At 69.6% G+C, this 11,678-nt stretch carries 12 protein-coding genes and 1 pseudogene; 2 read left to right on the forward strand and 11 right to left on the reverse strand.

The genetic code is table 11. The features are described 5' to 3' along the window. The 9 genes from lptA to metC all read right to left on the reverse strand — a co-directional run. The coding region (gene lptA / locus AC3WPZ_RS26000; RefSeq protein ID WP_492442268.1) for a lipopolysaccharide transport periplasmic protein LptA at positions 1 to 574 on the reverse strand (574 nt) is incomplete at its 3' end. A gap of 122 nt (positions 575 to 696) precedes the next feature. Beyond that, positions 697 to 1,350, reverse strand: coding sequence for a thiol:disulfide interchange protein DsbA/DsbL (locus AC3WPZ_RS26005; RefSeq protein ID WP_444688031.1), 654 nt, complete (start codon positions 1,348 to 1,350; stop codon positions 697 to 699). Between the two features lie 73 nt (positions 1,351 to 1,423). Then, positions 1,424 to 2,125, reverse strand: a complete 702-nt coding sequence (locus AC3WPZ_RS26010; protein WP_444688030.1) for an SPOR domain-containing protein — start codon at positions 2,123 to 2,125, stop codon at positions 1,424 to 1,426. A 14-nt stretch (positions 2,126 to 2,139) separates the two neighbouring features. Continuing rightward, positions 2,140 to 3,813, reverse strand: coding sequence for an arginine--tRNA ligase (gene argS / locus AC3WPZ_RS26015; RefSeq protein ID WP_492435358.1), 1,674 nt, complete (start codon positions 3,811 to 3,813; stop codon positions 2,140 to 2,142). 77 nt (positions 3,814 to 3,890) lie between these two features. Then, a complete protein-coding gene (locus AC3WPZ_RS26020; protein WP_492442270.1) occupies positions 3,891 to 5,159 on the reverse strand; it encodes a D-amino acid dehydrogenase in 1,269 nt (422 codons plus the stop codon). Positions 5,160 to 5,223: 64 nt separating this feature from the next. Continuing rightward, positions 5,224 to 6,237, reverse strand: a complete 1,014-nt coding sequence (locus tag AC3WPZ_RS26025) for a Bug family tripartite tricarboxylate transporter substrate binding protein (protein WP_492435354.1) — start codon at positions 6,235 to 6,237, stop codon at positions 5,224 to 5,226. 86 nt (positions 6,238 to 6,323) lie between these two features. Further along, positions 6,324 to 7,103, reverse strand: a complete 780-nt coding sequence (locus tag AC3WPZ_RS26030) for an SDR family oxidoreductase (RefSeq protein ID WP_382162774.1) — start codon at positions 7,101 to 7,103, stop codon at positions 6,324 to 6,326. Position 7,104: 1 nt separating this feature from the next. Further along, the gene (locus tag AC3WPZ_RS26035; protein ID WP_444688027.1) at positions 7,105 to 8,040 is read right to left on the reverse strand and encodes a 4-hydroxy-tetrahydrodipicolinate synthase family protein; all 936 of its coding nucleotides are present in this window, start codon (positions 8,038 to 8,040) and stop codon (positions 7,105 to 7,107) included. Between the two features lie 125 nt (positions 8,041 to 8,165). Next, positions 8,166 to 9,353 (reverse strand): cystathionine beta-lyase, encoded by a 1,188-nt coding sequence (metC, locus tag AC3WPZ_RS26040; RefSeq protein WP_492442272.1) that lies wholly within the window; start codon positions 9,351 to 9,353, stop codon positions 8,166 to 8,168. Between the two features lie 126 nt (positions 9,354 to 9,479). Here metC and AC3WPZ_RS26045 point away from each other — a divergent pair, with 126 nt between their 5' ends. Both AC3WPZ_RS26045 and AC3WPZ_RS26050 read left to right on the forward strand, forming a co-directional pair. Next, complete coding sequence (locus AC3WPZ_RS26045) at positions 9,480 to 9,941, forward strand: Lrp/AsnC family transcriptional regulator (protein WP_382162782.1); 462 nt, start codon at positions 9,480 to 9,482, stop codon at positions 9,939 to 9,941. Between the two features lie 34 nt (positions 9,942 to 9,975). Further along, the gene (locus AC3WPZ_RS26050; protein WP_492442274.1) at positions 9,976 to 10,857 is read left to right on the forward strand and encodes a molybdopterin-dependent oxidoreductase; all 882 of its coding nucleotides are present in this window, start codon (positions 9,976 to 9,978) and stop codon (positions 10,855 to 10,857) included. Here AC3WPZ_RS26050 and AC3WPZ_RS26055 read toward each other — a convergent pair. Both AC3WPZ_RS26055 and AC3WPZ_RS26060 read right to left on the reverse strand, forming a co-directional pair. Continuing rightward, positions 10,812 to 11,057 carry a hypothetical protein gene (locus AC3WPZ_RS26055; RefSeq protein ID WP_492442276.1) on the reverse strand — a complete coding sequence of 82 codons (246 nt, stop codon included), beginning with the start codon at positions 11,055 to 11,057 and terminating at the stop codon, positions 10,812 to 10,814. The genes AC3WPZ_RS26050 and AC3WPZ_RS26055 overlap by 46 nt on opposite strands. 13 nt (positions 11,058 to 11,070) lie before the next feature. Next, positions 11,071 to 11,678, reverse strand: a pseudogene (locus AC3WPZ_RS26060) (peptidoglycan-binding protein); the annotation flags it as partial.

The following is an 11,678-nucleotide window of genomic DNA, read 5'->3' on the forward strand; positions in this document are numbered from 1 at the left end:
GTGGGGTGGCGGGGGCGCCGCCCTCCTTGGGCACGGGCGTGAGCATGGCGCGCACGCGGCCGGTGGGGTTCTGCGGCGTGCGGTTGGCCACGCCACCGTCCACGGTGAACACGTCGGTGGTGTTGTTGTAGACGATCACGTTGCCCGTGGTCTCGTCGTTCAGTTGCGTGCCCTTGAAGCGCTTGAGCACCGCGTTGCCGGTGAAGCGCACGGTATCGGCCTTGCCGTCGTAATCGATGCGCTGGCCCGTGCCTTCGATGAACTCGTCGACCAGGTCGCGCTTCTGGCGGAAGAAGCCGGGTTTGCCATGCACGATGCCGAACTGGTTGCCCTGGGCGTCCTGCCGCACCTCGACCTGGTCGCCGCGGATGATGATGGTGCCCTTGGTGATGACCACGTTGCCGGTGAACACGCTGGTCTGGCGCGCGTCGTCGTGGCGCAACGCATCGGCCTCGGCGTTCAAGGGCAGGTTGCGGTCGGCTTTCTCGGCCTGGGCAGGGCCCGCGCACCACAGCGCGGCGGACAGGCAGAGGGCCCAGGGAACGGCGCGGCGGGAAGTGGAAAGGAGGGGCATGGGATTTGAGGGCACGAAACTTGCATTCATTGTAGCGGCGACAACCTGCTTCCCCGGGGAAGCGCCGCACAAACCACAAGGCCCGCACGGGGCGGGCCTTGGGAGCGGGGCAAGCGGTGGTTTCAGGCCTTGGCGCGCAGCTCGGCGATCAGGGCATTGGCCACCACCAGGGTGCGCGGGCCCTGCCCAGGCAGGTAGTAGCGGCCGCCGATGCCCAGCGCGGGCGTGCCCTCCACCCCGTAGGCATCCTGCAGGTTCACGGCTTGCTGGGCCTTCTGGCCGGTCGCGGCGATGTCGAAGATCTCGGTGAACTTCGCGCGGTCCACGCCCTGCTTGGCCACCCAGTCGATGATGGCCGGCGGCGTGGTCAGCGGCAGGCGCTCCACATGGATGGCCTGGAAGACCTTGGCGTGCAGCTTGTCGACCAGGTTCATGGCCTCCAGCGTGAAGTACAGGCGCTGCATGGGCACGAACTGCGGGCTGAAGGCGACCGGCATGCGCCTGACGGTCACATGCGCCGGCTTCTTCTGGATCCAGTCCTCGAAGATCGGCTCGAAGTTGAAACAGTGGATGCAGCTGTAGGCAAAGAACTCCAGCACCTCGACCTGACTCACCGGGCTCTGCACCGGGGCTGGCTGGGCCAGGCGCATGAAGTCCACGCCCTCCTTGGGACCCACGCGCTGCGCCAGGGCGGGCGTGAGGGTCAGGCCACTGGCGGCGCCCAGGGCGGTGGTGCCGGCGGCCAGCAGGGAACGGGAGAAATCGCGACGTTGCATGAAATGAAACTCCAGGGGAACAGGCCCGGTTGGGGCTGGCCGGAGCCGCAAAAGTTCCCGCCGGAGGTTCGCCTCAGCGCTGCACGCGCACCAGGGCCGACTCGATGTGGTTGACCTGCAGCTGCTCCAGCGTCAGGTCGGCCAGGGCCTTCTGGTTGAAGGGGCCCACGCGCACGCGGAACACCGTGCGGCCGTTCTGCTCGCGCTCGCTGATCGCGGCATCGATGCCCAGCATGGCGAGCTTGGCGCGCTGGGCCTCGGCGTCTTCCGGCGTGCGGAAGGCACCGGCCTGCACGAAGTAGGTGAACGGGTCGGCCCCAGGGGCGGCGGCGGCCGTGGTGGCCGGCGCGGTGGGCGCTGGCGCGGCGGCCCCGGGCTGGCCCAGGCGCGACTGCACCAGGTCGCCCAGCGGGTCGGCGGCCGGGCGGGTGGCCGCGCCGGTGGCGGGCGCGGCCGGCGCCGGCAGGGGCTGGCCATCGGCCGGGGGCACCACGATGGCGCCCGGCGCCTGCGCGGCCGGCACGGCGGGCGCGGGGGTGGCCGGCACGGGGGCGCCACCCAGGCTGCGGTTCGGGTTCCAGCCCTTGTTGCGCTCGGCCTCGAGCGCGTCCTGATCGGGGTTGCGCGAGACGTTGCGGTCCACGAACGGGATCGGCACGCGCGTCACGTACACCGCCACGGCCAGCGCGGCGCCCAGGCCCACGAGCAGGCCGATGACGAAACCCATGAGGGTGCCGCCGAAGCTGCTTCGGTTGGTGGAGGATTTCTTTTTCATCGCTTGTTTCACCATCACATCTTCTGCGGGGCACTGACGCCCAGCACGGCCAGGCCATTGTGCAACACCTGCGCGGTGGCCTTCACCAGCGCCAGGCGGGCTTTTTTCACCGCCTCATCATCGACCAGGATGCGCTCGGCGTCGTAGTAACTGTGGTAACTGGCCGCAAGCTCGCGCAGGTAGAAGGTGACGTCGTGCGGCGCGAAGTCGCGCGCGGCGTCGCTCAGCATCGCCGGGTACTTGGCCAGCAGCAGCATCAGGGCCTGGGCCGGCGCGCTGTCGAGCGCGGACAGGTCGGCGTCGGCCAGCGAGGCGGCATCGCCGCCCCACGAGGCCAGCACCGAGCAGATGCGCGCGTGCGCGTACTGCACGTAGTACACCGGGTTGTCGTTGTTCTTCTGCACCGCGAGGTCGACGTCGAAGGTGTACTCGGTGTCGGGCTTGCGGCTGAGCAGGAAGAAGCGCACCGCGTCCTTGCTGGTCCATTCGATCAGGTCGCGCAGCGTGACGTAGCTGCCCGCGCGCTTGCTGATCTTGACCTCTTCGCCGCCGCGCACCACCCGCACCATGGTGTGCAGCACGTAGTCGGGGTAGCCCTGGGGAATGCCCACGCCCGCGGCCTGCAGGCCGGCGCGCACGCGCGCGATGGTGCCGTGGTGGTCCGTGCCCTGGATGTTGATGACCTTGCTGAAGCCGCGCTCCCATTTGGCGATGTGGTACGCCACGTCGGGCACGAAGTAGGTGAACGAGCCGTCGGACTTGCGCATCACGCGGTCCTTGTCGTCGCCGTACTCGGTCGACTTGAGCCAGAGCGCGCCGTCCTGCTCGTAGGTCTTGCCGGCGTCGATCAGCCTCTGCACCGTGGCCGCCACGCGCCCGCTGGTGTACAGACTGGACTCCAGGTAGTAGTGGTCGAACTTCACCGCGAAGGCCTGCAGGTCCAGGTCCTGCTCGTGGCGCAGGTAGGCCACGGCGAACTGGCGGATGCCATCGAGGTCGTTCACGTCGCCGCTGGCGGTGAACTCGCGGTCGTCGGCCTTCACGGTCTCTTTCGCGAGGAAGTCGTTGGCGATGTCCTGGATGTAGTCGCCGTTGTAGGCCGCCTCGGGCCAGCCCGCATCGCCTGGCTTGACGCCCTGGGCGCGCAGCTGCGTGGAGGTGGCCAGGGTGCCGATCTGCACGCCCGCGTCGTTGTAATAGAACTCGCGGTGCACGCTCCAGCCCTGGGTGCCGTAGAGGTTGCAGATCGCGTCGCCCAGCGCGGCCTGGCGGCCGTGGCCCACGTGCAGCGGGCCGGTGGGGTTGGCCGAGACGAACTCCACCATCAGGCGCTGGCCGTTGGAAGGCTGCACGCCGAACGCGTCACCGCCCTGCAGCACCTCGCGCACGATCTGCTGCTTGGCCTCGGGCTTGAGGCGGATGTTGAGGAAACCCGGGCCGGCCAGGTCGATCTCCGACACCCAGCGCTGGTACACCGGCTGCGCCAGCAGCAGGGCGCGCAGGTTCTCGCCGAGCTGGCGCGGGTTGAGCTTGAGCGGTTTGGCCAGCTGCATGGCCGCGGTGCTGGCGAAGTCGCCATGGGCCGCCACCTTGGGCGATTCGAACGCCGCCTTGGCGCCGGCACCGGGCGAGAGGCTTTCCAGCGCGGCGGCGAGGCCGTCCAACAGTTCCTGTTTGATCTTGAGCATAGGGGCGGAATTTTACGGGGGCCGCCTTTCTCGGCGGGATCGGCGCCCTGGCGGCGCCCTGTCGGGGTCACACCGCCTCAGCGCGCGCTGATGCCGAAGCGCTCGCCGGTGAGGCCTTCGAGGTCGATCTCGGGTGTGCGCCCGGCCACCAGGCTGGCCACGATGCGGCTGGTGCCGCAGGCCTGGGTCCAGCCGTTGGAGCCATGTCCGCTGTTGAGGAACAGGCCGCGCCAGCGCGTGGGCCCCAGGATGGGCGGGCCATCGGGCGTCATGGGGCGCAGGCCGGCCCAGAAATCCACCCGCTGTTCGTCCATGCCGCGCGGGATGAACTCGCGCACCACGCGCAGCAGCATCTCGCGCTGGGCCGGGTCGGCGCTCAGGCCATAGCCGCCCAGCTCGGCCATGCCCGCCGCGCGGATGCGCCCGCCCAGGCGCGAGATCATGACCTTGTTGTGCTCGTCCATCAGCGCGGGACGGATGTCGGGCGCGTCCGCCAGGAGCGGCACGGTGATCGAATAACCCTTGAGCGGGTAGACCGGCAGGTTCAGCCCCAGCGGGCGCAGCAGGAAGGGGGCCTGGTTGCCCAGGGCCACCACGCAGGCGTCGGCCGTCAGCCGCCCGGCCGAGCTGCGCACGCCGGTGACGCGGTCCCCTTCGGTCTCCAGCGCCTCGACCGTGGTGTTGAAGCGCAGCGCCACGCCCTGGTCGCGCAGCAGCTGCGCCAGCGACTGGGCGAACCGGTGGCTGTCGCCCGAGGCGTCGGCGGACAGCTGCAGCGCGCCGGCGATGCGGGCGCTGCGCTGCGCCAGCGCGGGTTCGCAGGCGTCGAGCTCGTGCGGCTCCAGCCAGCGCCAGGGCACGCCGAAGCTGTCCAGCGCCCGCGCGGCCAGCCGCCCGAGTTCGGCCTCCTGCGGTGTGCGGAACAGCCACAGGGTGCCGTCGGCGTGGAAGTCGAAGTCGTGCAGGCCCGCCTCGTCGGCCAGGCTGCGCAGGCAGGCCAGGCTGTAGTGCGCCACGCGCTGCATGCGCAGCTTGTTGCGGCGGAAGCTCTCCGGGTTGCATTCGGCCACCCAGCGGGCGATCCAGCGCCACTGGTGCAGGCTGGCCTGCGGCCGGAAGCGGATGGGGGCGTCCGCCTGCAGCAGCATGCGCATCACCTTGGACACCATGCCGGGCGCCGCCCAGGGGCCGGCGAAGCTGGGGCACAGGCCGCCGGCATTGCCGAAGCTGGTCTCGCCGGCCGCGCCGGCGTTGCGCTCGACCACGGTCACTTCGTGGCCATCGCGCCAGAGGTAGTAGGCCGTGGCCATGCCGACCACGCCCGCGCCCAGCACCAGGACTCTCATCGTCGGATCGGCCCGCTCGCGCGCCCACCGGCTCCGCGGCCCGGGGCCGCGCAAGACCAGGTGGTCACTCGATCTTGATGCCCGCCTTCTCGATGATGGCCTGGTACTTGGCCGTCTCGCTGATGATGTACTTGTTGAAGTCGGCCGAGTTGCGGAAGGTGGCGTCGAAGCCCAGGCCGTTGAGCTTGGTCTTGAACGCGGCCGACTTCGTGGAGCGCTCGGTGGCGGACTCCAGCGCCTTCAACACGGGTGCGGGCAGCTTGGCCGGCGCCCACAGGCCGTACCAGGAATAGAACTCGAAGTCGCGCAGGCCGGCTTCGCGCATGGTGGGCACATCCGGCAGCAGCGGGCTGCGCACGCGGCCGGTCTGGGCCAGGGCGCGCAAGCGACCACTCTGCACATGGGGCAGCGAGGACAGGAAGGGGTCCATCATGGCGTGCACCTGGCCGCCGATCAGGTCCTGCAGCGCCGGCGCGGCGCCCTTGTACAGCGCGATCGGGATGCCCTTGTCGGCCAGGCCGACGTCGGACACGAACTGCGCCATGCCCAGGTGGCCCGCCGAGCCATAACCGCTGGTGACGAAGCTGTACTTGTTGGGGTTGGCCTTGACCACGTTGACCAGGTCGATCACCGTGTTCGCCGGCACCTGCGGGTTGACGCTGAAGATCAGCGCGCCTTCGGCCACCATGCCGATCGGGGTGAAGTCTTTGATCGCGTCGAACTTGACCTGGCTCTTGTAGAGCAGGGGCGCCGCGGCGTGGATGGAGGCGTTGAAGTACAGCGTGTAGCCGTCGGCCTCGGCACGCGCCACCGATGCGGCGCCGATCAGGCCCGAGGCCCCCGGGCGGTTCTCCACCACCACGCTTTGTTTCAGATCCTCGGCCAGGCGCTCGGCCAGGGTGCGGGCCACGCCGTCCACCGCGCCACCGGCCGCGTGCGGCACGACGATGACGATGGGCTTGGCGGTGGGGTACGGCGCCTGGGCCAGGGCCAGGGGCGCGTGCAGCGCACCAGCGGCGGCCAGGCTGGCCAGGGCGACGCCATAACGGGTGAAAGCGCGGCGATGGATCGATTTCATGGAGACCTCGGATGGTTGGCGATGGGACGGTGGTGGGGACGCTGTCTCCGGTGACGCCGGTCGGGTGCCGGCTTGCAAAACGGATGTCAGAAGGTGCCTGGGTAGGCGCCTCCGTCGATCAAGAGGTTCTGACCGGTGATGTAGCCCGCGCGCGCCGAGCAGATGAAGCCGCACAGCGCCCCGAGCTCATGGGCCTCGCCATAGCGGCCGGCCGGGTTCTGCGTGCCGCGTTCGTGCCAGAGCTGGTCGAAGGTCTTGCCCGTGGTGTCGAGCATGCCCAGGATGTGGTGGCGCTGCGCGTCGGTGGCGAACACACCGGGCAGCAGGTTGTTGATGGTCACGTTGTGGCGCACGGTCTGGCGCGCCAGACCGGCCACGAAACCCACCAGGCCCGAGCGAGCGCCGTTGGACAGGCCCAGCTCCAGCTGCGGCGTCTTGACGCTGCGCGAGACGATGTTGACGATGCGGCCGAAGCGCCGCTCGATCATGCCGTCCACGGTGCGGCGCATCATTTCGATCGGGCCGACCATCATCGAGTCCACCGCGCGGTGCCAGTCGGCCGGCGTCCACTCGCGGAAATCGCCGGGCGGCATGCCGTCGGCGTTGTTGATCAGGATGTCGGGCGCCGGGCAGGCGGCCAAGGCCGCGTCGCGCCCGGCATCGGTGGTGATGTCGGCCGACACCCAGCGCACCGGGGTGCCCGTTTCGGCCGCGATCTCCGCCGCCGCCTGTTCCAGCGTGGCCGGCGTGCGGGCGGCGATCACCACCTCGACGCCCTCGGCCGACAGCTCGCGCGCGCAGGCGCGGCCCATGCCCTTGCTGCCGCCAAACACGAGCGCCTTGCGCCCTGCGATGCCCAGGTCCATGTCAGACCGCCTTCAGCTCGGGCGAGCTCCAGCCGTACTTCTTGTCCAGCTCCAGCTCCTTGACGATGCGCAGGCCCTTGAGCAGCGCTTCGCCCTCCAGGTTCTTGAGCGGCTTGCGCAGGATGCCGGAGGGCAGGCCGACGGCCTTCATCAAGGACTTGATGGCCACCGGGTTGATGGCGGAGTAGGAGTAATGCAGCATGGGCAGCAGGCCGAGGTAGGCGTCGCGGAAGCTGACCGACACGTCCGGCGTGGTCCAGGGCTTGGAAATGGTGACCAGCTCGGCGGGAGCGATGTTGCCGGTCATGTTCGCGGTGCCGTGGCCGCCCAGGCTCATGGTCGGCACGACCAGGCCCAGGTTGGGCGAGTCGCAGCACATCACCGACACGTCCGGGCGTGCCTTGAGCACCTGCGCGACCTGGCCCACGCGGGTGGTCGACTCCTTGTGCACCACGTAGTTGGGGTGCTTGAAGATGCGCAGCAGGTTGTCCCAGTGCAGGTCGGTCTTGACGCGCGGCGGGTTGTTGTAGAGGCCCAGCGGCAGGTCGGTGGCGTCGGCCACTTCCAGGAAATAGTCTTCCAGATCGGCCTCGGGGCCGCAGATGTAGGCCGGTGCGGCCAGGATCGCACCGTCGGCGCCGTTGGCACGGGCGAACTTCAGGTAGTCGATGGTGGTCTGGGTGTTGTTGCCAGTGCAACCGTAGAAGAACTTCATCTTCCCGGTCTTGAAGCGCGCGGTCTCGGCGATGATGGTTTCGCGCTCCTTCTGCGAGAGCATGGAGACTTCGCCGGTCGATCCCATGATGAGCACCGCGCTGGTGCCGTGGTCTTCCTGGAATTTCAGCAGGCTGCGAAAGGCGCCGAAGTCGGGGCTGCCGTCCTGGTTGAACGGCGTGATCAGGGCGACGAAGGAGCCCTCAATTTTCATCTTGCTCATGGAGAGATACCTGGGATGGGGTGGAACAGAAAAAAGGCGAACCAGTATGTCCCAAGGGGAACGATGGTAGTCGCCGAAAGGTCATTTGAAGCCGATCGTTTAGACAGATTGGAAAGAAGCTTATGTCAGGCCGCGCGCAGGCGCCGCGACATGGCCACCAGGGCCTGATCGAGGTCCGCGATCAGGTCCCGCGGGTCTTCCAGGCCCACGTGCAGGCGCAGGGCCTGGCCGCGCCAGGGCCAGCGCGCGGCGGTGTGGTCGCCGCCTGGCGTGAAGGGGATGACCAGGCTTTCGAAGCCGCCCCAGGACACACCCAGGCCGAACAGCTGCAGCGCGTCGACGAAGCCGTGCATGTCCTGCACCGAGGTGGTCTTGAGCACCACCGAGAACAGCCCGCAGGCGCCCAGGAAATCGCGTTGCCACAGGGCGTGGCCCGGGTGGCTGGGCAGGGCCGGGTGCAGCACGGCCTCGATGGCGTCGTGGCCTTCCAGCCAGCGCGCCACCTCCAGGCCGGCGCTGTGGTGCTGGCGCAGGCGCACGCCCAGCGTGCGCAGGCCGCGCAGCGCCAGGTAGGCATCGTCGGGGCTGGTGGTCTGGCCCAGGTCCTGGGCCGCCTGCTTGATCAACGGCCAGGTCTGCGCGGTGCAGGTGGCGATGCCCAGCATCGCATCCGAGTGGCCGACGATGTACTTGGTGGCGGCCTGGATGGACACGTCCACGCCGTGCTCGAAGGGTTTGTAGAACAGCGGCGTGCCCCAGGTGTTGTCCATCACCACATGGGCGCCCTGGCGGTGCGCGACCTCCGCAATGGCCGGGATGTCCTGGATCTCGAAGGTCTCCGAGCCCGGCGATTCCACGTACACGACGCGGGTGTTGGGCCGCATCAGCGCGGCGATGCCGGCGCCGATGCGCGGGTCGTACAGCGTCGTCTCGACACCGAAGCGGGCCATCACGCGCGAGAGAAAACCGCGCGTGGGGCCGTAGGCGCTGTCGGTCACCAGGATGTGGTCACCCTGGCGCAGCAGGCCGGTGAGCACGGTGGTGATGGCCGCCAGCCCCGAGGGAAACAGCTGGGCACGGTGACCGCCTTCGAGCTGCGCGATGGCGTCTTCCAGCGCGTGCGTGGTGGGGGTGCCGAAACGGCCGTAGGTGGTAGCACCCGGCACGTCGGCGGCGCGATCGGCCTTGCGCTGCTCCCATTCGGCCATGCTGGACGAGAGGATCGTCGAGCCGCGAAAGATGGGCGTATTGACCAGGCCGCCAAAGCGCTGGGGGTCTCGGCCGAGGGAGGCCAGGCGGGTGCTTTCTTGCATGTGAGGGAACTCCTTGAGCGGCCAGTCTAGGAGCGGGGGCGGGGACGTTTTTTTCCAAATGGGCGCTCAATCCGCCTTGCAAGTGAAAAAAATTTACCATTGCCGACCCGACACTCGGAAGCACCCATGGACAAGAAAGACCGAGCCATCCTCGCCCTGCTGCAAACCGATGCGCGGCTGCCCGTCAGCGAGATCGCCGAGCGCGTGAGCCTGTCGACCACCGCCTGCTGGAAGCGCGTGCAGCGCCTGCACGAACAGGGCTACATCCGCCAGCAGGTGTGCCTTCTCGACAGCGCCAAGCTCGGCCTGGGCGTGACGGTGTTCGTGTCCATCAAGACCAGCCACCACGATCTGCAGTGGCTGCGCCGCTTCGCCCTGGGCGTGCGCGACCTGCCCGAGGTGGTCGAGTTCTACCGCATGAGCGGCGACACCGACTACCTGCTCAAGGTGGTGGTGCCCGACATCGCGGGCTTCGACGTCGTCTACAAGAAACTGATCCAGATCGTGGAGCTGTTCGACGTCAGCTCCAGCTTCGCGATGGAAGAGATCAAGTACACCACCGCGCTGCCGCTCAACTACGCCGTCTGACCCCCCGTGCCAGACGCGGCCTCCATTTCCGACCATGCAACACCCGCGCCAGCACTTTCCTTCCCTGTCCCATTGGGGCGCCTTCACCGCCGTGGTCGAGAACGGCCGCGTGGTCGACTGCCTGCCCTTCGCGCGCGACCCGGTCCCCTCGCCCATCCTGCGCTCCATGCCGGGCATGGTGCATTCGCCGCTGCGCATCGCGCGCCCGGCGGTGCGCGAGGGCTGGCTGCGCCAGCGTGAGGGCAGCGACCGCGCCGCGCGCGGCCACGACCGCTTCGTCGAGGTCGACTGGGACACGGCGCTGGACCTGGTGGCCGGCGAGCTGGCCCGGGTGCGCGGGCAACACGGCCACGACGCCGTCTTCGGCGGCTCCTACGGCTGGTCGTCGGCCGGTGGCCTGCACCACGCGCGCACGCTCACCCAGCGCTTTCTGCACAGCGGCGGCGGCTGCGTCGGACAGGCCGGCAATTACAGCTGGGGTGCGGCCCAGTTCCTGCTGCCGCACGTGATCGGCACCTACGCCCCCGTGACCGGCCGCGTGACCGACTGGCGCAGCGTGCTGGCCCACACCCGGCTGTTCATCGCCTTCGGCGGCCTGCCGCTGCGCAACACCCAGGTCACCTCCGGCGGCGCGGGCGAACACAGCAGCGCGGCCTGGATCGCCCGGGCCGCCCAGTCCGGCATCGAGTTCGTGGTCGTCAGCCCGACGCGCGCCGACGTCCCCGAGGGCCTGAACGCGCGCTGGATCCCGATCCGGCCCAACACCGACACCGCGCTGATGCTGGGCATGGCCCACACCCTGCTGGCCGAGGACCTGCACGACACCGGCTTCCTGCGCACCCATTGCAACGGCTTCGACGCCTGGGCCCGCTACCTGCGCGGCACGGACGACGGGCAACCCAAGGACGCGGCCTGACCCAGCCACCACCACAGGCCGGCGGCGATCAGCAGCGCGGCCAGCACCGCCCCCGCCACGGCGGCGCGGGAGACGCCGCGACGGCGCACGGGTCTGGCCTTGCGGCTGGGGGGCGGCACGATCTGGCTGTTGAGGCCGGGCACGTGGCCGCGCTCGCGCTCCGCTTCGGCGCGTTGAAGGGCATCGAGGATGTAGGACATCGTGGAATGGCCCTCAGGAGCCGGGGCGCGAGAGCCGGGGCTCGTCCACGCCGCTGGCCAGGTTGACCTGCATGAAGGTGATGGGGCCGGCCAGCCCGGCGGCGTCGATGCCGTTGGCGCGCTGGAAGGCCTGGATGCGGGCGGAGAGCTGGTGGGCCGAAGGCGGCACCTTGCCCGCCGTCTGCAGGCCGGCGATGCGCTCACCCAGCCAGTCAGCGGCCGGGCCGGTGCGGCCGTCCACCAGGCGGGTGGTCTGGCCCGGCGGCGTGCGCCACAGGGTGGCGAAGTCGCCGCGCCAGCTCTCGGCCAGGGCGCTGAGCGGCATGCGCCAGCGCTGGTCGCCCGCCTGCAGCGTGGCGGTGTCGTTGGTGAGCGCGGTCACCAGCGCCAGGCCCGACCCTTGGCCTGCCTGGCGCAGGGTGATGATGCCGGGCCGGTCGAGCTGGCGCAGGCCGTTGAGGGTCATGCGGTCGGTGCGGTAGCACTGCAACTGGGCTTGTTGTGCGGCGGTGCAGGGCTCGCCCGAGGCCAGTGGCTGTCCCCAGAGCGGGCCCAGTTCGCGCCAGGCCTCGGTTTCGTTCTTGAGCAGGGCCGACGCCTCGGGTGGGCCGGGCAAGGGGG

This window comes from Hydrogenophaga sp. FW305-3-2-15-A-LB1 (assembly GCF_058787875.1).